This is a genomic window from Terrabacter sp. 05T424 (assembly GCF_056396225.1).
On sequence record NZ_JBFTLB010000002.1, the window covers coordinates 752,349 to 774,525 of the forward strand.

Here is a 22,177-nt window from a genome sequence, read left to right on the forward strand (position 1 = left end):
CGGCGGGGGCCGGGCCGGCCCAGACAAATCCAGGCGACCCAGCCCCCTGGAGGCGGTTAGCGAGTGTTCTGCTTGATGAACGGGAGGACCTGGGCGATGTTCGTCTTGTCGACGAAGGAGGGACCCGTCAGCACGGCCTGACCGCCACCGAGGACGTTGCCGTTCTTCTTGAACAGGTAGAGCTGGGTGATGGCCATGTAGCCCTGCAGGTAGGGCTGCTGGTCGATGAACCACTGGATCTTGCCGTCGCTGACGGCCTGTGCCGCGTCGGGGTTGGTGTCGAACGTCCCGACCTTGACGCTCGCCCCGGCGGTCTGCGCCGCCTTGACCGTGTCGAGGGCCTGCGGTGCGCCGAGGGTGATGACCCAGTTGATCGACTTGTCCTGGGTCAGCTTGGCCTGGATGGCGCTGGTGACGGCGGCGTCATCGGCGCCGTTGACCTGCAGGTTCTCGGTGTTGGGGAAGGAGTCCTTGACACCGGCGCATCGGTCCTCGAGCGCCACCGACCCGGACTGCTGGATGGTGCAGAGGATCTTCGTGGCGCCGTCGGCGGCGGCCCGCTTGCCGGCCTGCTGACCGGCGAGCTTCTCGTTGGAGGCGAAGTGCGTCAGGGCGCCCGCCTTCTGGAAGAAGTCGATGCCCGAGTTGAAGGTGTCGACGGGGATTCCGGCATCGGTTGCCTTCTTGATCGTGGGGATGAGCGCGTCGGGCGTGACCAGGGTCGTCGCGATGCCGTCGACCTTGGAGTCGATGGCGTTCTGGATGAGCACGGCCTGCTTGCTGGCCTCCGGGTCGGAGGAGTACTTCAGCGTGGAGCCGGTGTCCTTGGCGGCTTGCTGCGCCCCGGCCTTGATGCGGTCCCAGAACGTGTCGCCCGGCGTCTCGTGGGTGACCATCGCGAAGGTGTAGCCGCTGTTGCCGCCGCCGCCGCCTCCTCCGCCTCCCCCGGTGGACGTCGTGGCCGGTGCGCCGCCGCCACTACAGGCAGCGAGGGCGAAGGCGGCAGCCGCGGCCACGCTGGCGGCGACGGTCACGCTGCCGCGATTTCGATTCGGAGTCATCGTTGATTCCTTTCATTTCGTCGCGTGGCCGGTCGCCGGGTGTCGCGACGTTCGTGACGGGAGTTCCGTCGTTCGAGGGGTGTGCATGAACGTGTTCCGCGGAGGTCCGGGTGCGATGTCGCACGTGGCCCGGTGGGTCCGCGGGCTCGTCTCTTGAGTTCTGCTCGACCGGCCGTCGCCTCGCGTTCCCGGCGTCGATGCCAGCGATTGGAGGATGCCCCCGCTGACCGCGTCATGTCAAGAGATTGAGCAAACATCAGAATGTCCTAACATTTGCTTGACATGACGATGCCGAGCGCTGGACGATCGGTGTCACCACAGCACGAGACACCCAAGGGAGTGTGCACATGCGCATCGGACTGGCCGGAGTCGGCCGCATCGGGGCCTTCCACGCCGAGACCCTCAGAGACCTTCCTGAGGTCGACGAGGTGGTCGTCGCAGACCTGGACGCCACCGCAGCCAAGACGGTCGCCGAACGCCTCGGAGTCGGGTACGCCGCCTCGCCGGCCGAGCTGCTCGCGCAGGGCGTCGACGGCTTCGTCATCGCCACCGCGACGCCGGGCCACGCCCCGCTGCTGCGGCTCGGTCTCGAGGCCGGAGTGCCCACCTTCTGCGAGAAGCCCGTCGCGGCCACGCTCGACGAGACGATGGACCTCGCCAAGCTCGTCTCGCAGACGAGCACCCCGGTGCACGTCGGGTTCCAGCGGCGGTTCGACCGCGGCTACCAGCGGGCCCAGCAGGCCGTCGCGGCGGGCGAGCTCGGCTTCCTGCACAGCATCCGTGCACAGACGCACGACCAGGCGCCGCCGCACGCCGCCTACATCCCGACGAGCGGCGGCCTGTTCCGCGACTGCTCGATCCACGACTTCGACATCATCCGCTTCGTCACCGGCCGGGAGGTCGCCTCGGTCTACGCGACCGGCGCCAACAAGGGCGCCGCGTTCTTCTCCGAGGCGGGTGACGTCGACACGGCTGCCGCGGTGTTGACGCTCGACGACGGCACGCTCGTGACCCTCTCGGCGACGCGCTACAACGGCGCCGGGCACGACGTACGCATGGAGGTCCTCGGCAGCGACGGCACCTTGGGCGTCGGCTACGACGACTCCCTCGCCGTCACCTCGGCCGAGCCGGGCGCCACCTACCCGGTCGGCCCGCGCCACTGGTCGTTCATGGAGCGGTTCCTGCCCGCCTACCGCGCCGAGCTCACCGCCTTCGCGGCCGTCGCCCGCGGCGCGCTGGCCTCGCCCTGCACAGTCGGGGACGCCCTCCAGGCCTTCCGCGTCGCCGAGGCGTGCGAGCTCTCCCGCCGTGAGGGACGCCCTGTGTCCCTCGACGAGATCCCGAGCCTGTGAGGACGTCGCACCGATGAGCACCCAAGCCCCCACCCCGGCCGGCCCGGCCGTCGGAGCCGGCGAGACGGCATACGACATCGTCGCGATCGGCCGCACGGGCGTCGACATCTACCCGCTGCAGCACGGCGTCGGCCTCGAGAAGGTGCGCACCTTCGAGAAGTTCCTCGGCGGCAGCGCCACCAACGTCACCGTCGCCGCCGCGCGCCATGGTCACCGCGTCGCCCTCATCACGCGCACCGGCAAGGATGCGTTCGGCCGCTACATCCACGAGGCGCTGCAGGACTTCGGCGTCGATGACCGGTTCGTCAGCGCCGTGGACGGGCCGCCGACGCCGGTCACGTTCTGCGAGGTCTTCCCGCCCGACGACTTCCCGCTCTACTTCTACCGCTACCCGGCTGCCCCCGACCTGCTCATCGAGGCCGACGAGATGCCGCTCGATGCGATTCGTGACGCCGGCGTCTACTGGTCGACGGTCACCGGGCTGTCGCAGGAGCCGAGCCGCGCCGCGCACTTCCGCGGCTGGGAGGCCCGCGCCCGCCGCACCCACACCGTGCTCGACCTCGACTACCGCCCGATGTTCTGGGCCGAACCGGCCGAGGCTAGTGAGCAGGTGGGCCGCGCCCTCGAGCACGTCACAGTCGCCGTCGGCAACCGCGAGGAGTGCGAGGTGGCCGTCGGCGAGACCGATCCGCAGCGGGCAGCCGACGCGCTGCTCGAGCGGGGCGTCGAGCTGGCCGTCGTCAAGCAGGGACCCAAGGGGGTCCTGGCCGCGACCCGTGACGAGCGGGTCGAGGTGCCCCCGTTCCCCGTCGAGGTCGTCAACGGTCTCGGGGCCGGGGACGCCTTCGGTGGGGCCCTCTGCCACGGCCTGCTCGAGGGCTGGCACCTGCGCCGGGTCCTCGAGTTCGCCAACGTCGCCGGCGCCATCGTCGCCAGCAAGCTCGAGTGCTCGACCGCGATGCCCACCTCGGCCGAGGTGGAGGAGCGCCTGGCCGGCGCCCGCTCCAGCTCTCACACCACCCCGTTCGCCACCGTCGCCGAGGAGGCACGATGACCACCACGCACCCACCCACGACGCCCGGCCTGGGCGCCGGTGCCGCTGTCGCCGTCGCCGACCTCACCGAGATCCGCGTGCGCGAGCCCGGCCGCATCGCCGTCGCCTGGGCGGCCCGTGAGCACCGGCCGCTGGTGCGCGAGGACGGCCGCATGCTCCTCGTCGCCGCCGACCACCCCGCCCGTGGCGCGCTCGGGGTGCGTGGGGCCGGAACCGCGATGGCCAGCCGCAGCGACCTGCTCGAGCGCCTCGTCACCGCGCTCGGCCGGCCCGGCGTCGACGGCGTGCTCGGCACACCCGACGTGCTCGACGACCTGTTGCTGCTCGGCGCGCTCGAAGGCAAGATCGCCATCGGGTCGATGAACCGCGGCGGCCTGCAGGGTGCCAGCTTCGAGCTCGACGACCGCTTCACGGCCTACAGCGCCGCCGAGATCGCGGCGCGCGGGCTCGACGGCGGCAAGATGCTGACGCGCATCTGCCTCGACGACCCCGGCACCGTGGCGACCCTCGAGGCGAGCGCGCGCGCCGTCACCGAGCTCGCCGAGCGTCAGCTCATGGCGATGGTTGAGCCGTTCCTCTCGACGCGCGAGGGTGGGCGTGTGGTCAACCAGCTCGACCCCGACTCGACGATCAAGTCGATCCACATCGCCGCGGGCCTCGGCGCCTCGAGCGCGCACACCTGGCTCAAGCTGCCGGTCGTCGACGAGCTCGACCGCGTCATGGACGCGACCACCCTGCCGACGTTGCTGCTCGGCGGCGACCCGCAGGGCGACCCGCACGACACCTACGCGTCATGGGGCCACGCGCTCGACCTGCCTGCGGTGCGCGGGCTCGTCGTGGGTCGCGCGCTCCTCTTCCCGCCCGACGGTGACGTGGCCGCGGCCGTCGACATCGCGGCCGGCCTGGTCCACGGCGGGGGCGCGGCATGAGCTGGCACCACCCCTTCGGCACCACGGCACGCGACGGCTGGGAGGTCGTCGTCGAGCCCGACTCCTCGGGCTGGGAGCACACGGGGATGTATGCCGGCCGCCTGGCCGACGGTGACACCCGCACTCTCGAGGCCGGTCACCGCGAGCACGTCGTCGTGCCGCTCTCGGGGTCGGTGCACGTGGCTGTCGCGGGGGCATCGGGCGAGCACGAGGCGAAGCTCGCCGGCCGCCCGTCGGTCTTCGCTGGAGCGTCGGACGTCGCGTACGTGCCGGCGGGCTCGTCAATGACGCTGACGGCGGTCGGCGACGCCCGGGTCGCCGTCGTCTTCGCGGTGACCGACTCGGACGAGGCACGCTTCCCGTTCCGGCACGTGGCCGCCGACGAGGTGCCGGTCGAGCTGCGTGGCGCCGGCATCGCGTCTCGCGAGGTCCGCAACTTCGGCATCCCCGGCGTGCTCGAGGCCGACTCGATCATCGCGTGCGAGGTCATCACGCCTGGTGGCAACTGGAGCTCGTGGCCGCCGCACAAGCACGACGAGGAGCGGCCCGGCGAGGAGACCGCCCTCGAGGAGATCTACTACTTCGAGGTGGCTCCGTCGGCCGGCACGCCCGCCGCTGCCGCGACTGATCCCGTTGGCTACCAGCGCGTCTATGGCACCGAGCACCGCCCGATCGACGTGCTCGCCGAGGTGCGTGACGGCGACGTCGTGCTCGTGCCGCACGGCTGGCACGGCCCGGCCATCGCGGCCCCGGGCTACGACATGTACTACCTCAACGTCATGGCCGGCCCCGGCGAGGAACGTGCGTGGCTGATCTGCGACGACCCCGCCCACGGGTGGGTGCGTGAGACCTGGACCGACCTGCCCGTCGACCCCCGACTTCCTCTTGGAGGCACCCGATGACGCGTGACCTGCAGACCGGCGCGACCGTGCGCCTCACCGTGGCGCAGGCCGTCGTGCGCTTCCTCGCGAACCAGTGGAGCGAGCGCGACGGCGAGCGGCAGAAGCTCTTCGCCGGCTGCTTCGGCATCTTCGGCCACGGCAACGTCGCCGGGCTCGGGCAGGCGCTGCTGCAGAACGAGCTCGCCGATGGCGAGGAGCACCTTCCTTACGTCCTGGCCCGCAACGAGCAGGCGATGGTCCACACGTCGGTCGCCTACGCGCGGCAGAAGGACCGGCTCCAGACGTGGGCGTGCACCGCGTCGGTCGGACCCGGCTCGACGAACATGCTCACCGGCGCCGCCCTCGCGACGATCAACTGCCTTCCCGTGCTGCTGCTGCCGTCCGGCACCTTCGCGACCCGCGTCAGCTCGCCCGTGCTCCAGGAGCTCGAGCAGCCGTATGCCGCCGACGTGACGGTCAACGACGCCTTCCGGCCGCTCTCGAAGTTCTTCGACCGGGTCAGTCGGCCCGAGCAGCTGCCGTCGGCGCTCCTCGGTGCGATGCGGGTACTCACCGACCCGGTCGAGACGGGCGCCGTGACGATCGCGCTGCCGCAGGACGTGCAGGCCGAGGCCTTCGACTGGCCGGTCGAGCTGTTCGCCCCGCGCACGTGGCGGGTGGCCCGACCGCTCCCCGAGGCCGTCGACATCGAGGACGCCGCCGCGGTCATCCGTTCGGCGAAGCGGCCTCTGGTCGTGGCCGGCGGCGGCGTCCACTACTCGGGCGCCGAGGAGGCGCTGCGCGCGTTCTGCGAGGCCACCGGCATCCCGGTGGGGGAGTCGCAGGCCGGCAAGGGCTCGCTCCCGCACGGCCACCCGCAGCAGATGGGCGCCGTCGGCTCGACGGGCACGACGGCCGCCAACGCGCTGGCCGCTGAGGCCGACGTCGTCATCGGCATCGGCACGCGCTGGAGCGACTTCACCACTGCGTCACGAACCGCCTTCCAGGACAATGCAGTCCGCTTCGTCAACATCAACGTCGCGCGTTTCGACGCGGGCAAGCACTCGGGCCTTTCGGTCGTCGCCGATGCGCGTGAGGCGCTGACCGCCCTGACGGCCGCCCTCGACGGGTATGCCGTCCCGTCCGACTACACGGAGCGCCAGGCCGCGCTGTGGGCCGAGTGGAACTCCTCCGTCGAGGGCGCGTTCAACCCTCCGCCCGAGGTCACCGACAAGCTCGCCGACGGCCTGCTCACCCAGGGCCAGGTGCTCGGCGCGGTCAACGAGCTCACCGACCCACGTGACGTCGTGCTCTGCGCGGCCGGGTCGATGCCCGGCGACATCCACAAGCTGTGGCGGGTGCGCGACCGCAAGGCGTACCACGTCGAGTACGGCTACTCCTGCATGGGCTACGAGGTGCCGGCGTCGATCGGCATCCGGCTCGCGGACGAGACGCGTGACGTCTTCGCGATGGTCGGTGACGGCGGATACCTCATGATGCCAACCGAGCTCGTGACCGCGGTGCAGGAGCGGGTCAAGGTCGTCGTCGTGCTCGTGCAGAACCACGGCTTCCACTCGATCGGCTCGCTGTCCGAGTCGCTCGGGTCGCAGCGGTTCGGTACGAGCTACCGCTTCCGAGGCGAGTCGTCTGGCCGTCTCGACGGCGACGTGCTGCCCGTCGACCTCGCGGCCAACGCCCGGAGCCTGGGCGCGCACGTCATCGAGGTGCACTCGCTCGACGACCTGCACCAGGCGATCAAGGAGGCCAAGGCGTGGCCGTCCGACGGTGGCCCGGTCGTCATCCACGTCGAGACCGACCCGCTGGTCCACGCGCCTGACAGCGCCTCGTGGTGGGACGTGCCGGTCTCGGCGGTCAGTGACCTCGAGACGACGCAGACGGCATACGGCGAGTACCTCGACCACAAGGCCACCCAGCGCCCGCTTCTCTCCCCGCCCAGCGCGGACTGAAACCTCAGGCCGACAAAGGAGTTCGCCCCTCATGAAGCTCGCTCTCGACCCCTACATGTTCCGCGAGGCACCCCTGCTCGAGCTGCCCGGTCTTGTCGCCGACCTCGGCTACGAGTGGATCGAGCTGTCGCCGCGCGACGACTTCATCCCCTTCTTCAACCACCCGCGCGTCGACGACGCCGGCGTGGCCGCCTTCCGCAAGGCCCTGTCGGCTGCGGGTGTCGGCGTCTCGTCGGTGCTGCCGCTCTTCACGTGGTCCGGCCCCGACGAGGAGGACCGGCAGGCCGCGGTGCGCTACTGGAAGCGCGCCATCCAGATCGCCTCGCTGCTCGGTGTCGACACGATGAACTCCGAGTTCAACGGCAACCCGCGCGAGGCCGCGACCTGCGAGCGGCAGTTCTGGAGGTCGATGGAGGAGCTGCTCCCAGAGTTCGAGAAGGAGGGCATCCGCCTCGTGCTCGAGCCGCACCCCGACGACTGGGAGGAGGACGGCAAGCGCGCCGTCGACCTCATCCGGGGGATCAACAGCCCCAACGTGTCCTTCCTCTACTGCGCGCCGCACACGTTCCACCAGGGGAACGACTGCGACGGGATCATGGACAGGGCCGGCGACCTGCTGACGATGGTCCACGTCGCCGACGCCTACGACCACACCGCGTCGTCCGGGCTGCGCTACATCGTCAACCCGCCCGGCTCGCAGGTCACGGTTCACCAGCACCTCGACATCGGCCAGGGCGAGGTCGACTTCGACCAGTTCTTCCGCGGGCTCGAGCGCATCGGGTTCGACGGGATCGTCACCTCCTGCGTCTTCGCCTGGGAGGACCGGGCGCGCGATTCGACTGAGTACATGCGCGACACGATCCGCTCCTACCTCGACAAGTGGTCGACGCCGCCCACGTTCGTCTCACCCTGACGCCGGTCACCCGGCACACGTCATCTGCCTGTCCGTCCCTGTCTCACCCGAAGGACCCCAACCATGAGCACGCCCACCCGCATCACCCACCTCATCGACGGCCAGTCGTGGTCCGGCACCGCCGAGCGCACGTCGCCCGTCTTCAACCCCGCGACCGGCGAGCAGACCGGCGTGCTCGACCTCGCCTCTGCGGCGCTCGTCGACGAGGCCGTGAAGTCGGCCGCGTCGGCTTGGGAGGAGTGGGCCGACGCCTCGCTCGCCAAGCGCGCCCAGGTGCTCTTCGCGTTCCGCGAGCTGCTCAACTCCCGCAAGGACGAGATCGGCGCGCTGATCACCGCCGAGCACGGCAAGGTGCTGAGCGACGCCGTCGGCGAGGTGACGCGCGGCCTCGAGGTCGCCGAGTTCGCCTGCGGCATCCCGCACCTGCTCAAGGGCGGCTTCAGCGAGAACGCCTCGACGAACGTCGACGTCTACTCGATCCGCCAGGCCGTCGGTGTCGTCGCCGTCATCTCGCCGTTCAACTTCCCGGCGATGGTGCCGCTGTGGTTCATCCCGATCGCCATCGCCTGCGGCAACGCCGTCGTGCTCAAGCCCTCGGAGAAGGACCCGTCGGCGGCCCTCGCGATCGCCGCCCTGTGGAAGGAGGCGGGCCTGCCCGACGGCATCATGCAGGTCGTCCACGGCGACAAGGAGGCCGTCGACGCGCTGCTCACGCACCCGGACGTGAAGTCGGTGTCGTTCGTCGGCTCGACGCCGATCGCCAAGTACGTCTACGAGACGGGCACGGCGCACGGCAAGCGCGTGCAGGCCCTCGGCGGCGCGAAGAACCACATGCTCGTCCTTCCCGACGCCGACCTCGACCTCGCCGCCGACGCTGCGGTCAACGCGGGCTTCGGCTCGGCGGGTGAGCGCTGCATGGCGATCTCGGCCCTCGTGGCCGTGGAGCCGATCGCCGACGAGCTCATCTCGAAGATCCGCGACCGCATGGGCAAGCTCGTCACGGGTGACGGCACGCGCGGCGCCGACATGGGCCCGCTCGTGACGAAGCAGCACCGCGACAAGGTCGCCGGCTACCTCGACTCGGGCGTGGCCGACGGCGCGACCCTCGTCGTCGACGGGCGCGAGAGCGACTTCGACGCCGACGGCGACGGCTACTTCCTCGCGCCGACCCTCTTCGACGGGGTGAAGCCAGGCATGTCGGTCTACGACGACGAGATCTTCGGTCCGGTGCTGTCGGTCGTGCGCGTCGGCTCCTACGACGAGGGACTGAAGCTCATCAACAGCAACCCCTACGGCAACGGCACCGCGATCTTCACCAACGACGGGGGCGCGGCCCGCAAGTTCCAGCGCCAGGTCGAGGTCGGCATGGTCGGCGTCAACGTGCCGATCCCCGTGCCCGTCTCGTACTACTCGTTCGGCGGCTGGAAGAACTCGCTCTTCGGCGACACCCACGCCCACGGCATGGAGGGCGTGCACTTCTTCACCCGCGGCAAGGTCGTCACGTCCCGCTGGCTCGACCCGAGCCACGGCGGGCTCAACCTCGGCTTCCCGCAGAACGACTGACCGCACCCGCCCGCACGACACCACCCAACGCGTACGTACGCCTTCACCGCACTTCCCCTCGAAAGGACCCTGAACGATGGCCGAGTCCAAGGCCCGCAACACCGACGAGCGCTACAGCAAGCTGACGATCGGCGTGTGCCCCGACCAGTGGGGTGTGTGGTTCCCCAATGACGACAAGCAGATCCACTGGGAGACTGCGCTCGACGAGATGGCCGAGGCCGGCTTCTCGGTGATGGAGACCGGCCCGTTCGGCTATTTCCCCAAGGAGTCCGCGCGCCTCAAGGACGAGATGGACAAGCGCGGCTTCCGCGTCGTCGCCGGCACCGGCTGGGGCATCCTGCACAAGCAGGAGGCGTGGGCCGACACGGAGAAGACGTTCCGCGAGATCGCGGAGACGCACGCCGCCGTCGGAGCGGAGTACATCGTGCACCTGCCGCCGCTCTTCCGTGACGACAAGACGTGGGAGTTCACCGACGACCGCACGCTGTCGACGGAGGCGTGGAACGCGTACATCACGAACGCCGACAAGCTCGGTCGCATCATGAAGGAGGATTACGGCCTCCAGATGGTGCTGCACCCGCACGGCGACAGCCACATCGAGACGCCCGAGGACATCGACCGCATCTTCCAGGCGACCGACCCCGACTACGTCGGCTTCTGCCTCGACACCGGCCACGTCGTCTACGGCGGTGGTGACCCGGTCGAGCTGTGCCGCAAGTACCCCGAACGCATCTCGTACGTCCACATCAAGGCGATGGACGAGGGGCTCGTGAAGCAGGCCCACGACGAGGACTGGCCGTTCGGTCTCGCTGTCGCCAAGGGCTGTTCGGTGCGGCCGCCGGCGGGAGCGCCCGACATGCCGCCGCTCATCGAGGCGCTGGCCGACCTCGACAAGGAGCTCTACGTCGTGTGCGAGCAGGACATGTATCCCTGCGACCCGTCGTACCCGCTGCCCAACGCCATCCAGACCCGCGAGTACCTCGCCTCCATCGGCCTCGGCCTTCGCTGAGCCCCAAGTGACGAAGGAGTCACACCAATGACTGTTCGTATCGGGATGATCGGCCCCGGCGGCATGGGCCAGGCTCACATCGACCGCATCCACACCGTCATCGCCGGCGGCCGCGTCGTCGCGGTCGCGGATGTCGACGAGGTGCGTGCGAAGGAGGTGGCTGCGCGGATCGACGGGACGGCATACGCGTCGTCGGCCGAGCTGATCGCGTCCGACGAGGTCGACGCCGTGATGATCTGCAGCTACGGCCCGGCGCACGAGGTCGACGTCCTGGCGGCCATCGCCGCCGGGAAGCCGGTGTTCTGCGAGAAGCCGCTGACGCCGACCGCCGAGGCGGCGCTGCGGATCATGGAGGCGGAGCAGGCCGGTGGGCGTCGTCTGGTCACAGTCGGATTCATGCGTCGCTTCGACCGCAGCTACCGGCAGATGAAGGCGCTGCTCGACTCGGGCGAGCTCGGCGAGACGCTCATGGTGCACTGCGCGCACCGCAACCCGACGGTGCCCGAGAACTACACGTGGGACATGGCGATCAACGACACCGCGATCCACGAGGTCGACACGATGCGGTGGCTGCTCGGCGAGGAGTTCGTGTCGGCGCGCGTCGACAAGCCGAAGAAGACGTCGCTGCGCTTCGAGCACCTGCAGGACCCGCTCGTGCTGATCCTCGAGACCGAGTCCGGCGTGCGCGTCGACGACGAGATCTTCGTCAACTGCCAGTTCGGCTACGACATCCGCTGCGAGGCCGTCGCCGAGAAGGGCACCGTGTCGCTGGCCGACCAGAACGCCGTCGAGGTGCGCGACGGCTCCGGCCACCGCAACTCGATCGCCCGCGACCACAACGACCGCTTCTGGGGGGCGTTCGTCACCGAGGTCCAGGAGTGGATCTCGGCCGTAGCCGCCGGCGAGCACACGGGCTCGACGTCGTGGGACGGGTATGCCGCGGCGTGCGTCTGTGACGCCGGTGTGCGGGCGCTCACCGACGACGGTGTCGTCAAGGTCGAGATGGTCGCGAAGCCCGACTTCTACGCCTGACACGGGCGCCCCCGGCGGCCGTCGCCCAACGTTCGACGCGCGTGGACAGACGGTTCACGCGTGGATACTTTGGGCAGATCGTCGCGGGGGCGACCAGCCTCCGCGGTCCGATCGAGAGGGCCGTCCCATGTCTCGTCACGTGAACCCTTGTCCCTCAGCCACGTCGGATCGGTGGGCCTGACGTGGCCGGCGCGGGCCCGGAGCTCAAGCGGGCGCTCAACCAGCGGCAGCTGACGATGATCGCCATGGGCGGCGTCATCGGGGCCGGCCTGTTCGTCGGGTCCGGGACCGTCATCCACGACACCGGCCCGGGGGCGTTCATCACCTACGCCCTCTGCGGCGTCCTCATCATCATGGTGATGCGGATGCTCGCGGAGATGGCCGTGGCCAACCCCTCGACCGGGTCGTTCGCGGACTACTCCCGCAAGGCGCTCGGCGACTGGGCGGGCTTCTCCGTCGGGTGGCTCTACTGGTACTTCTGGGTCATCGTCGTGGGCTTCGAGGCCGTGGCAGGAGCGAAGGTCATCAACTTCTGGCTTCCGGGCGTGCCGACGTGGGTGCTCAGCCTCGTGCTCATGCTCCTGATGACGGGCACCAACCTCATCTCGGTCTCGTCCTTCGGGGAGTTCGAGTTCTGGTTCGCCGGGATCAAGGTCGCCGCCATCATCGTCTTCCTCGGCTGCGGCGCCCTGTTCGTCTTCGGGATCTGGCCCAATGCCGATCTCGACTTCAGCAACCTCACCGCGCACGGCGGCTTCTTCCCGAACGGTGGACTGGCGGTCACGGCGGGAGTCGTGACGGTGATCTTCTCGATGGTGGGGGCCGAGATCGCGACCATCGCCGCGGCCGAGTCGGACAACCCGGAGCGCGCCGTCTCCAAGGCCGCGAACTCCGTCATCACTCGCATCGCCATCTTCTTCGTCGGCTCGATCTTCCTGCTCGCGGTGATCCTGCCGTGGAACTCGGCCACCCTCGAGGCGTCGCCCTACGTCGCGGCCTTCCAGAAGATGGGCATCCCGTACGCCGACCACGTCATGAACGCGGTCGTGCTGACGGCCGTGCTCTCGTGCCTCAACTCCGGCCTCTACACCGCGTCCCGGATGCTCTTCGTGCTCGCGGCCCGCCGTGAGGCACCCGCATCGATGGTGTCGGTCAACTCCCGGGGCGTGCCGATGGTCGCCATCCTGGCCTCGTCCGTCGTCGGCTTCCTGGCCGTCATCATGGCCGCGGTCTCGCCTGACACCGTCTTCTCGTTCCTGCTCAACTCGTCCGGCGCGGTCATCCTCTTCGTCTACCTGCTCATCGCCGTCTCGCAGATCATCCTGCGCTACCGGGGCGACGCGTCGACGCTCAAGGTGAAGATGTGGTGGTTCCCCGCCCTCTCGGTCATCACGGCACTGGCCATCGTGCTCGTGCTCGTCCAGATGGGCCTGACGGAGGACGTGCGGATCCAGCTCGTACTGAGCCTCGTCTCGTTCGGCATCGTGCTCGTGCTCTTCTTCATCAACCGGGCCCGCATCGCGCGTCTGCCCGCGCGGGTCGCGCCCACGCACTCCGGCGAGGCGCGGCGCGTCCTCGTGCTGGCCAACCAGACCCTCGAGGCCGACGAGCTGATGCACGAGCTCCAGCGCATCGACGCGATGGGCAAGGCCACCTACTACGTGTGCGTGCCGGCCAGTGCCGTGGAGACGGGCACCGCCTCGACGCACGGCGCCGTGTCCGTCGCCGAGGCGACGACGGAGGCCGCGCAGGCGCGGCTGGACCGGACGCTCGAAGCGCTGGGGGAGCACCACCTGGACGCGACGGGCGGGCTCGGCGACTACCGGCCGCTGCGTGCGCTCCGGGCAGCGGTCAGCGAGTTCGACCCTGACCAGATCGTCATCGTGACGCTGCCCGCGTCGGACTCGATCTGGCAGCGCTTCGAGGTCGTCGACCGGGCTGGTGAGCTCGGTCTGCCGGTCACCCACGTCGAGGCCGCCTCGCTCGCCGTGCAGGCGTGAGCCGTGACGATCGTCGTCGCCTTCACGGCACAGGACAGCGGCACGTCCGCGCTCGAGCTGGCCGCCGTGCTGTCACGGTCCACGGGCGAGGCCCTCACGGTGGCTGTCGTCGTGACGACACCTCAGGCGGCGGGCGCCGTGGAGTTCGTCGACGGCAACTATCTCGGCCCGCTCCGTGACTGGGGCGAGTCCGTGCTCGACCAGGCCCGGGGGTCTCTGGCCCCTGACGTCCGGGCGAGCTTCGTCGTGCGTGCGGCGTCGTCCATTCCTGCAGGGCTGCTCGACCTGGCAGCCGAGGTCGAGGCGTCCGCGCTCGTGCTCGGCTCGTCGAGCAAAGGTGCGCTCGGCCGCATCTCCTTCGGGAGCGTGACGGACCGGCTCGCGCACTCGGCGCCCTTGCCGGTGCTGCTCGCTCCGCGTGGCTACCGGCCGAGTCCCGGGTCCCGCCTGCGCCGGGTCACCGTCGGGTTCGGCGGGTCTTCGGGTGCGGCGCACGTGGCGTCCGCCGGGGCTTCCCTCGCCGCCGCGGTCGGTGCGAGCCTTCGCGCGGTGTCGTTCGCGGTGAGGCCGCCCAAGCGGCTCTACGGCAGTGTCGAGGAGTCGGCCGACGACCTCGTCGTCGACCGGTGGCTGGCCCGAACGACGAGCGCGCTCCGGGCCCAGGTGGGAGCCGTGGACGCCGCACTGGCCGAGCGCCTCGCGCGATCGCTGGTGGTCGGAGAAGGCGTCTCGTGGAGCGCGGCGATCTGGGACGTCGACTGGAGCGACGGCGACCTGCTCGTCGTGGGCCCGAGCTCCTCGGCTCCGGCAGCCCGGCTCTTCCTCGGCTCCCGTGCCTCGAAGATCGTCCGGTCGGCGCCCGTGCCCGTCTACCTCGTTCCGGCTCCGCGCGGCAGCGGTGGACGCCGTCGTTCAGAGCCCGACGGACTTGACCCCGAAGGCGGCCTGTGAGGACGTGAAGCCCTCGAACTTGAGCTGCCGAAGCAGGCTCCCGTGTGAGAACGCCGTCATGTCGAGGTAGGACCTGGCCTGCTTCGCAGCCTGCTCGTTCCAGTTCACCGTGATGTGGTCGACGGCGTAGGTCGCGTCGGCCTTCGAGAACTCCTCGAACTCAAGCTGCTTGATGAGTCCTTTTCGGGAGAAGGCAGTGAACTCGAGGTAGGACTCGGCCTGGGCGACCGCCTGCTCCTGCGAGACGGTCATCGCGTTGGCGGCCGCTTCAGCAGCAGCCTTCGCCGCTGCAGCCTTCGCCGCGGCTGCCTTGGCGGCCGCGGCTTTCGCTGCGGCTGCCTTGGCTACGGCTGCCTTCTTGGCGTCGTCGGCCTTCTTCGCGGCGGAGGCCTTGTCTGCGGCCGCCTTGTCCGCGGCGGCCTTGTCTGCAGCGGCCTTGTCTGCGGTCGCCTTGTCTGCAGCGGCGTTCTCGGCTGCTGCCGTGTCCGGCGTGGTAGCCGCAGGAGCAGCGCTCGTCGCGGACTGGGAGGCGACGCCTGCTGGGCTCGAGCTCACGGCGGGCGCGGCGGTGGGGGCTGTCTTCGGGTCGTTGCCCATCGACCCGATCGCGATCAAGGCGACGACGATGCCGCCGGTCCAGAGGCCGATCTTCTTGCCCTTGCCCATCTTCTTGGTGGAAGCCTCCGGCTGCTGCTGCCCGGCGAACGCGGGACCCTGCGGCGGCGCCCAGGTCGAGGGCGGTGGCACCGCGCCGTCGGGCGCGGGGTACTGCTGCGTGATGTCGCTCATGATTGTTCTTCCCTGTGGGTTCCCTGTACTCCTAGGGAAGTGTGCGTCGACATGCGAAGCGTGTCCGCGTTTCGGCGATATCCGTGAGCGGAGTCTCGGGTGACCGCGTCAGGGCCCGGTGAAGCAGGACGAGGCGTTGCGCCCGCACCGTGAGCCTGCGGCTGAACCGGCTTGACCCGCTGAACCCGCTAGAACCTGGGAGCGTCTTCGGATGAAGGCGGTCTCGCTCCCCAGCACGTTCCCTGCGGCCGCCCGGGCTCCGCCGTCGGCCGCAGGCGTGCGCCGAACCCCGTGCGGCCCGGCAGAGGTGATGGCGATGAGGCGACGACGTGGACGATGGACGGCAGCAGCTCTGGCCGGTGGTCTCATGTGGTCCCTGACGACGGCGGCGTTGGCCGCGCCGATCGGGGCGTTGAAGCAGTTCAAGGTGCCGACGGCGAACAGCCAGCCGAGGGCCGTCACGAACGGCTCGGACGGGAACGTCTGGTTCACCGAGGGCACCGAGTTCACGAATGCGCCGCCTACGCTCGCACGCACAACCCCGTCCGGGGCGGTGACCGAGTTCCTCGCGAACTGCAACTCGTGCATCCTCACCGATGTGGCTCAAGGGCCCGGCTCGATCCTGTACCTCACGTCGAACGACCCGGTCCTGCTGCGCTTCGACACCGCGACGCTCAGCTTCCTCGCCCCAGTGCCGATGCCCAACACCAGCGCGCTCGGTGGCACCCTCGCCATCGGCGGCGACAGCATCTGGATCACGGACTTCAACAACGACGCGATCTGGCGCTACCGGATCGCGACCGGCCAGTTCAGCAGCGTTCCTGTCACCGATCCGGGCGACGTCGCCGTCGACCAGGCAGGCAACGCGTGGTTCACCCAGCCCGAGAGCAACGGGTCCGGCACCGGCACCGTCGGTCGCATCGACGCCGCGACGATGGCGGTGACCCTCACCCAGCTGAACGCGGCGGCCCGCGGCATCGCCGTGGCCACCGACGGGCAGATCTGGTTCACGGCCAGGTTCACGCCGCAGGCAGTCGGCAGGCTCGACCCGGCGACCGGTACCACCACGATCTTCCCGCTGACCGACCAGGGTCCGCAGGCGATCGCCGCGTCACCTGACGGGTCGATGTGGTTCACGCAGAACACGAAGGGCAACATCGCCAAGATCACGAACGCCGGGGCCATCACGGAGTCCAAGGCCGTCAAGGGCAGCCAGCCCTTCGACATCGTCGTGGCCGCCAATGGTGACCCCTGGTTCACGATGATGTCCGCCAACAAGATCGCGACATTGCAGCTGCGCTGAGTCGCCCAGCTTCTCGGCGTGCACGCACGAGCCGGCCAGCTCCCCTGAGGAGCTGACCGGCTCGAAGGCTCTGCGTGCGACCGCTCAGACGGCAGCGCCGTCGGTCAGTCTGCGACCTGAAGGGCCTTGACCTCGTCGCGGGCCGCGACGACGGCGGCGTGCTGACGGGAGACGACCTCGCGGAAGCCGGCGCTGAGGTCCTGCTTCAGGGCCTTCTCGTACTCCGTCACCGCGTGGTCCTCACCCGTGACGGCGGCGCCGAGCACACTGCCCGCGTCGTCGCCGGTGAGGGCGTCCTTGAGGGCGATCCAGCCGCGGTGCACGGCTGCGGTGGCCGATCCGCTCTTGTCGACGTCGTCGCCGTACTCGTGCCCCATCGCGACGATCTCGCGGTGGAAGCCTGCACGCTGCTCTGACAGCCGCTGCAGCGTCGTTGCCCACTCCGGACGGTCGTCATTACGCAGCTTGTCTGCGGCTGAGGCGAATCCGCGCTCGCCGTCCTTCAGCGTCTCCACGAGCTCCTTGGCGGCCTTGGCGTCATCCGACATGTTTCACTCCTTCGCTCGATGTGCTGGTCCTCCGAGACCTACCCGCAGGCACGACGGCGCAACCAGTGATCGGTTTCGACGGACACCTGCGACAGCGGGATCACCGCAAGTTGTAGAACTCGCGGTGCACGTTGGCCGCACGGACCCCGGCGCGGACGAGGTCCCGCTGGAGCGCGTCGTGGCGATGTGCACCCCGATGAGGATCGTGACGACGAGGGCGACCCGGCGGTGCCAGACGGCGGCCTTGTCGACCCCGTCGAAGAACTGTTCCACCCACCGGAGCGTGCTGATGAGGACGAGACCCACCGAGAGCAGCAGCTCGCCCTCGGCCCCGATGAGCTGGCCGATGAACTGGCCGAGGTCGCCGGCCGGCCGCACGAGCAGCCAGAGAAGGGCGAACGCGGTGACCAGGGGACCGGCAGAGGCGCCGGCCGGGGTTGCTCAGGCAGGGCCCCGTGGCCGAAGGTGGAGGCTATGGAGAAGCGAAGGCTCGGCCGGCTGGGGCACCAGAGCTCGGTGCTCATCTACGGCGCAGCGGCTCTGGCCGAGGTGACGCAGGACGTCGCAGATGCCTCGATCCAGGAGGCTCTCGACGGCGGTATCAACCACTTCGATGTGGCCGCGAGCTACGGCGACGCGGAGCTGCGGCTGGGGCCGTGGATGCCGCAGATCCGCGACCAGATCTTCCTGGCGACCAAGACCGGTCGTCGTGACCGCGAGTCCGCCTGGCGCGAGATCAACGCCTCGCTCGAGCGGCTCCAGACCGACCGGGTCGACCTGCTGCAGCTCCACGCGATCGGCGATCTCGGGGAGCTTGACCGGGCCACCGGGCGAGACGGGGCGCTCGAGGCTGCGATGCGTGCCGTGGATGAAGGGCTCGTGGGCGCCATCGGCGTGACCGGCCACGGAGAAGAGGCCGCGCAGACTCACCTTGAGGCGCTGCGACGCTACCCGTTCGTCACCGTGCTGACCCCGCTCAACCCGGTGCTGTGGCGCGATGACACCTACCGGACGGCATACCTCGCGTTGGTCGACGAGACCCGCCGCCAGGACGCGGGACTGATGACGATCAAGACGGTGTCGCGACGCAACTGGCCACAAGGCGCTGACCAGACGCACACGACCTGGTACGAACCCCTCCAGCAGCAGGACGCGATCACGGCGGCGGTCTCGTGGGTGCTGGCGCACGACGAGGTCGCCGGCATACCGACGGCGGGTGACGTGAGGCTGCTGGGCATGCTGCTCGAGGCCGAGCGCACCCGGATCTCGCCGGAGGCAGCCGAACATGAGCTGTCCGGCGACGACGAGTACGCGTCACCGTTCGTCGAGATGCCGATCTGACCCATCTCGATGACGTACTTCTGGACGGCTGTCGGCGTGCTGCTCGCGGTCGGGATCGGCCTGATGGTCTGGGGGTCGCTCACCGGACCCGACAGCGCCGGCCGCGACGTCGAGGCGCGACGGAGCCGCGAGATGCAGATCGGCGCTCTGCTGGTGGGGGCCTCGCTGCTCGTCCTGGTGGTCGCCTACCTCACGGCCGACTGGCCCTAGGGCTAGGCCTTGCGCACCGGGTAGCGCAGGTGTGTCACGCCGACTCCCTCGACGACGGTCGGGTTGCCGAGGGAGGCCGGCACGTTGTCGAGGTGGTCGAAGAGCCGCACCCCGCCGCCCAGCAGGATGGCTGCCACGTCGACCTGGAGGTGGTCGAGCAGGCCGGCGTTGAGGCACTGCTGGATGGTGTCGGCGCCGTGGACGGCGACGGCCTTCCCACCCGCGGCGTCCTTGGCCTGCCGGACCGCGCTCTCGATGCCGTCGGTGACGAAGTGGACCGTCGAGTCGGGTCGCGGCCAGCCGTCGGGGACCTCGTGGGCGAGGACGAAGGCCGGACCCCACGCGTGGTTGCCGCCCCAGCCCTGCGCGGTCTCGAACGTGCGGCGTCCGGTGATCAGCGCGCCGAGCCCTGACGTCAGCTCGCGGAAGTGTTGGGCGCTCGGCTCGGACATCGTGAACGTCATGGGGTCCGAGCCGCCCGCCTCGACCTCGACGTCACCGGAGCCGAAGTACCACGCGAACACTCCCATCACGTCACCGTCGGGGCCGGCGACGTAGCCGTCGAGCGACATGGACATGATCGCGATGACGTCGGACATGGTGGTGGTTCCTCTCTGTCGGTAGGCCCTACCAGCGAGGACCCTCACCCTTCCATCGAACAGGACGGCGGCGTTTCGACAGTCGCTCGAGCCTCGTCGTTCGCCGACGAGGACGCAGCGGCCGCGAGTCAGATGGCGCGTCGCCCCGCAGCGGAGGCGAACCCGAGCCAGGTGTGCCGGTTTCCGGCCCAGCACCAGCCGAGCTTGGGCGCGCCACGTCGCGCACGCCCGTCGCGCCCGGTCCCGTTGCTGATCCAGAGAGCCGGCGTGCGTGCGTCCAGACGGCCCCCGGTCTTGCGGAGGCGCGATCCGATCGTCATGAAGCAGTGGTTGCGCTCGATGACCTCCGGCACCTGCAGGGCCCAGTGGATCCCCTCGGTGAGGGTGAGTGGCGTGCGCCCGGCGCCGGCGATGCTCAGCAGCGCCTCGTCCGGGCTCCAGTTGCTCATCTCGTCGCCGCGCTCGACTCCGTGGACGACGTAACCCGCGCCGCCGGGCAGGTCGACCCCCTCGATGGGAGCGAACGCGTCCACGTCCGTCATGTCCTCGACGACGAAGCCCTCGCGGTCATCGAGTCGCAGCAGCGGCGCGAGCGCCGAGGCAGGGACGACACTCTCGGGCAGAACGAGGAGATCGGTTGACGTGGAAGGGAACTCCTCGGTGACGAGCGAGCGGAGCTCGCCTGCCGGCATACCGGCGAGGTCGTGCACTCCGAGGGTGATGAGACGGTCGGCCTGCGTTGTCAGCGACGGGAGGGGCGAGATGACGGGACTGGATGCGGGCACGCGGTCCTCCAACGCTGAAATCGAACGAACTCTGTTCAACGCGTACGTATGCCGCGCCGTTCCCTACCGTGCACGCGAGTCGTCCGTGGTGGGTTCTGTGGATCTAGTAGCAATGTCCGATGGCCCGCTGCGCGCGTCCGGGAGAAGGATCAGCTCGGCGGCACCTTCGCCGTGTGCGACAGGTACGCCCAGTTCGACGTCCGCTCAGTCGATTTCGCCGTTCTCAACCAGGCGTTCACCGGCGCCCCGAACGAGCTCGACATGACGGGCGGGAGGTTCACCCCGGTCTTCGCGAGCAAGGTGCCCGACCACCGGGGGCTCGTGCTGAACAGTGCCGTCTCCGTCGAGCTGGACGGCGAGTCACTCTCGCTCCAGCGCACCGGCCCGGGACTCTCGATGACCTTGTCGGCCAAGGACTGCGCCCAGGGCGGCATCTTCCAGATGGAGCCGAAGCGCGGTGACGGCACGACCACTCGCATCACCCACACCCTGGCCACGTCGACGACGGCCGGCCTGACGCCGTTCTACTTCGACAACGCGAACTTCCGCGCCCGGGTGGGCCAGTTCCTCGGCTCGGGTGCGCAGGTGGGGGATCGGGTGCCGAACCCGGCCTGCAACACCGCCACCCCGGTGTGACTCCGAGCGTCAGGCACTGTGGCGGGGTCTCCGTGTGGGACGTCGCGAGCGGCGGTCGGATGGGCTTCGTGACCGGGGGCGACGCCACCGAGGTGGCAAACCCGCCCACCGACTGCGTCTCCAACTGCCAGGCCCAGAACCAGGTACGCGGCCGGCTGGCCAACCTCGGATTCCCCTTCCCCGTCCCCGCGGGGAGCCGGCTGGTCCCGAGGTCTGCCCCTGACCTGGGGGACGGCGGCGAACCCACTCCCAAGCCCTGACGGAGTGGGTTCGCTGGCGGTCCGCGGCGGCTCAGGTCTTCATCGTCCCGCTGCCCTGAGCGCGCGCAGGGCCGTGAGGGTGAGCCACGGGCTCGGCCTGCCGGGCTGGCCCCAGTCGACGACGTCCGCGCTGGCCGGGCTCGTCGGGGCGCGCCACCACCGGCCCTGCGGCTGCCAGCGGCCGTCGGGTCGACGCTGCGCCTCCAGGTGGTCGAGCGCGTCCGCCGCCCGCGGGTCGGTGGCGCGCCCGAGGACCGCGAGCACCGTGAGGCCGGAGAGCACGTCGTAGTGCCAGTACGACGGGTAGACGAGCTTCATCCAGCGTGAGTTGATCGGTTCGCCGGTGCCTGACACCCGGAAGACCCGGTGCTCGAGGAACAGCTCGGCGGTGCGGTCGGCGGCGAAGGCTGCGTCCTCGTGGCCGGTGGCCTGCGCGTACTCGTGGAGTCCCCACGCCCCGCGATGCGACTCGTGGAACGAGGAGCGGTGCCCGCCCGCCTTGGTGCGGCAGTTCCAGCCGCCGTCCGGCCACTGCCACGAGAGGAGGGCCTCGGCCAGCTCCTGGGTGCGCGGGTCGTGGGCGAGGCCGAGACGAGTGCAGGCACCGAGCGCGTTGCCGTGGATGCTGGCGTGCACTCGTGGCAGGCCGTCGACGACCCGGTGGCGAGCGCTCAGGTCGGCGCTGATCCACTCGAGAACGTGCTCGGCCATGGCGGCCACGCGCGCATCGTCGGCCGGGGCCTCCAGCTCGGCGAGGGCGACGAGCCGCCAGTGCGCACCGGTCCACTTGCGGTAGGGGTCGTCGCCGAACCCGCCGTCCTTGTCCTGTCCCGAGAGCAGCGCTGACCCGGCCGGCCCTTCGAGCACGTCGGCGCGGTCGTCGTCAGTGGCCTCGCCGAGAAGGTGCCGACGGGTGAGCAGGCGGACGGCCGGCTCGTCACACTCGAGCAGCCAGTCGACGGCGTCCGGGCCTTGCGTGTCCATACCGTCGAGT

22 protein-coding genes are annotated in these 22,177 nt (G+C 70.0%); 15 read left to right on the forward strand and 7 right to left on the reverse strand.

Annotation, left to right across the window (positions count from 1 at the left end):
• Window positions 1-56 precede the first annotated feature (56 nt).
• On the reverse strand, window positions 57-1,061 hold the full coding sequence (locus tag AC1DE0_RS08630) for a substrate-binding domain-containing protein (protein WP_478099310.1): 1,005 nt from the start codon (window positions 1,059-1,061) through the stop codon (window positions 57-59).
• Window positions 1,062-1,408: 347 nt separating this feature from the next.
• Here AC1DE0_RS08630 and AC1DE0_RS08635 point away from each other — a divergent pair, with 347 nt between their 5' ends.
• The 11 genes from AC1DE0_RS08635 to AC1DE0_RS08685 all read left to right on the forward strand — a co-directional run bounded on the left by AC1DE0_RS08635 (window position 1,409) and on the right by AC1DE0_RS08685 (window position 14,712).
• Window positions 1,409-2,413 carry a Gfo/Idh/MocA family protein gene (locus AC1DE0_RS08635; RefSeq protein ID WP_478099313.1) on the forward strand — a complete coding sequence of 335 codons (1,005 nt, stop codon included), beginning with the start codon at window positions 1,409-1,411 and terminating at the stop codon, window positions 2,411-2,413.
• 13 nt (window positions 2,414-2,426) lie between these two features.
• Entirely contained in the window at window positions 2,427-3,467 is a 1,041-nt protein-coding gene (iolC, locus tag AC1DE0_RS08640) for a 5-dehydro-2-deoxygluconokinase (RefSeq protein ID WP_478099315.1), read from the forward strand.
• A complete protein-coding gene (locus AC1DE0_RS08645) occupies window positions 3,464-4,396 on the forward strand; it encodes a Cgl0159 family (beta/alpha)8-fold protein (protein WP_478099317.1) in 933 nt (310 codons plus the stop codon). Before iolC ends, AC1DE0_RS08645 begins: the two co-directional genes overlap by 4 nt.
• On the forward strand, window positions 4,393-5,298 hold the full coding sequence (gene iolB / locus AC1DE0_RS08650; protein WP_478099319.1) for a 5-deoxy-glucuronate isomerase: 906 nt from the start codon (window positions 4,393-4,395) through the stop codon (window positions 5,296-5,298). Before AC1DE0_RS08645 ends, iolB begins: the two co-directional genes overlap by 4 nt.
• Window positions 5,295-7,244, forward strand: coding sequence for a 3D-(3,5/4)-trihydroxycyclohexane-1,2-dione acylhydrolase (decyclizing) (gene iolD / locus AC1DE0_RS08655; RefSeq protein WP_478099321.1), 1,950 nt, complete (start codon window positions 5,295-5,297; stop codon window positions 7,242-7,244). The genes iolB and iolD overlap by 4 nt, the downstream gene beginning before the upstream one ends.
• A 31-nt stretch (window positions 7,245-7,275) precedes the next feature.
• Window positions 7,276-8,157: a sugar phosphate isomerase/epimerase family protein gene (locus AC1DE0_RS08660; RefSeq protein WP_478099323.1), complete on the forward strand. Its 882-nt coding sequence runs from the start codon at window positions 7,276-7,278 to the stop codon at window positions 8,155-8,157.
• A gap of 63 nt (window positions 8,158-8,220) precedes the next feature.
• Window positions 8,221-9,720, forward strand: coding sequence for a CoA-acylating methylmalonate-semialdehyde dehydrogenase (locus tag AC1DE0_RS08665; RefSeq protein ID WP_478099325.1), 1,500 nt, complete (start codon window positions 8,221-8,223; stop codon window positions 9,718-9,720).
• A gap of 76 nt (window positions 9,721-9,796) precedes the next feature.
• Complete coding sequence (locus AC1DE0_RS08670; RefSeq protein WP_478099327.1) at window positions 9,797-10,729, forward strand: TIM barrel protein; 933 nt, start codon at window positions 9,797-9,799, stop codon at window positions 10,727-10,729.
• Between the two features lie 27 nt (window positions 10,730-10,756).
• On the forward strand, window positions 10,757-11,761 hold the full coding sequence (locus AC1DE0_RS08675; RefSeq protein ID WP_478099329.1) for a Gfo/Idh/MocA family protein: 1,005 nt from the start codon (window positions 10,757-10,759) through the stop codon (window positions 11,759-11,761).
• 182 nt (window positions 11,762-11,943) lie between these two features.
• Window positions 11,944-13,761 (forward strand): amino acid permease, encoded by a 1,818-nt coding sequence (locus AC1DE0_RS08680; protein WP_478099331.1) that lies wholly within the window; start codon window positions 11,944-11,946, stop codon window positions 13,759-13,761.
• A gap of 3 nt (window positions 13,762-13,764) precedes the next feature.
• The gene (locus tag AC1DE0_RS08685; protein WP_478099333.1) at window positions 13,765-14,712 is read left to right on the forward strand and encodes a universal stress protein; all 948 of its coding nucleotides are present in this window, start codon (window positions 13,765-13,767) and stop codon (window positions 14,710-14,712) included.
• On the opposite strand, the gene AC1DE0_RS08690 is transcribed toward AC1DE0_RS08685, so the two are convergent.
• Window positions 14,674-15,501, reverse strand: a complete 828-nt coding sequence (locus AC1DE0_RS08690) for an Ltp family lipoprotein (protein ID WP_478099335.1) — start codon at window positions 15,499-15,501, stop codon at window positions 14,674-14,676. The two genes, AC1DE0_RS08685 and AC1DE0_RS08690, sit on opposite strands and share 39 nt — an antisense overlap.
• 316 nt (window positions 15,502-15,817) lie before the next feature.
• Between AC1DE0_RS08690 and AC1DE0_RS08695 the strand changes: the two genes are divergently transcribed.
• Window positions 15,818-16,804, forward strand: coding sequence for a Vgb family protein (locus tag AC1DE0_RS08695; protein WP_478099337.1), 987 nt, complete (start codon window positions 15,818-15,820; stop codon window positions 16,802-16,804).
• A 104-nt stretch (window positions 16,805-16,908) separates the two neighbouring features.
• Here the strand turns inward: AC1DE0_RS08695 and AC1DE0_RS08700 are convergent, their stop codons facing one another.
• Window positions 16,909-17,352: a ferritin-like domain-containing protein gene (locus AC1DE0_RS08700; RefSeq protein ID WP_478099339.1), complete on the reverse strand. Its 444-nt coding sequence runs from the start codon at window positions 17,350-17,352 to the stop codon at window positions 16,909-16,911.
• 3 nt (window positions 17,353-17,355) lie between these two features.
• The gene (locus tag AC1DE0_RS08705; protein ID WP_478099341.1) at window positions 17,356-17,730 is read right to left on the reverse strand and encodes a hypothetical protein; all 375 of its coding nucleotides are present in this window, start codon (window positions 17,728-17,730) and stop codon (window positions 17,356-17,358) included.
• Window positions 17,731-17,826: 96 nt separating this feature from the next.
• On the opposite strand from AC1DE0_RS08705, the gene AC1DE0_RS08710 reads away from it, so the two are divergent.
• Together AC1DE0_RS08710 and AC1DE0_RS08715 are read left to right on the forward strand one after the other, a co-directional pair.
• Window positions 17,827-18,693 (forward strand): aldo/keto reductase, encoded by an 867-nt coding sequence (locus tag AC1DE0_RS08710; protein WP_478099343.1) that lies wholly within the window; start codon window positions 17,827-17,829, stop codon window positions 18,691-18,693.
• Window positions 18,694-18,702: 9 nt separating this feature from the next.
• Entirely contained in the window at window positions 18,703-18,903 is a 201-nt protein-coding gene (locus AC1DE0_RS08715; RefSeq protein WP_478099345.1) for a hypothetical protein, read from the forward strand.
• A 2-nt stretch (window positions 18,904-18,905) separates the two neighbouring features.
• Here AC1DE0_RS08715 and AC1DE0_RS08720 read toward each other — a convergent pair whose 3' ends face one another.
• Window positions 18,906-19,502, reverse strand: a complete 597-nt coding sequence (locus AC1DE0_RS08720) for a dihydrofolate reductase family protein (RefSeq protein ID WP_478099347.1) — start codon at window positions 19,500-19,502, stop codon at window positions 18,906-18,908.
• Between the two features lie 128 nt (window positions 19,503-19,630).
• A complete protein-coding gene (locus tag AC1DE0_RS08725) occupies window positions 19,631-20,287 on the reverse strand; it encodes a DUF5701 family protein (RefSeq protein WP_478099350.1) in 657 nt (218 codons plus the stop codon).
• A 261-nt stretch (window positions 20,288-20,548) separates the two neighbouring features.
• Here AC1DE0_RS08725 and AC1DE0_RS08730 point away from each other — a divergent pair, with 261 nt between their 5' ends.
• Entirely contained in the window at window positions 20,549-20,923 is a 375-nt protein-coding gene (locus AC1DE0_RS08730) for a hypothetical protein (RefSeq protein WP_478099352.1), read from the forward strand.
• Between the two features lie 299 nt (window positions 20,924-21,222).
• Here AC1DE0_RS08730 and AC1DE0_RS08735 read toward each other — a convergent pair whose 3' ends face one another.
• Window positions 21,223-22,167: a prenyltransferase/squalene oxidase repeat-containing protein gene (locus AC1DE0_RS08735; RefSeq protein WP_478099354.1), complete on the reverse strand. Its 945-nt coding sequence runs from the start codon at window positions 22,165-22,167 to the stop codon at window positions 21,223-21,225.
• Window positions 22,168-22,177 lie beyond the last annotated feature (10 nt).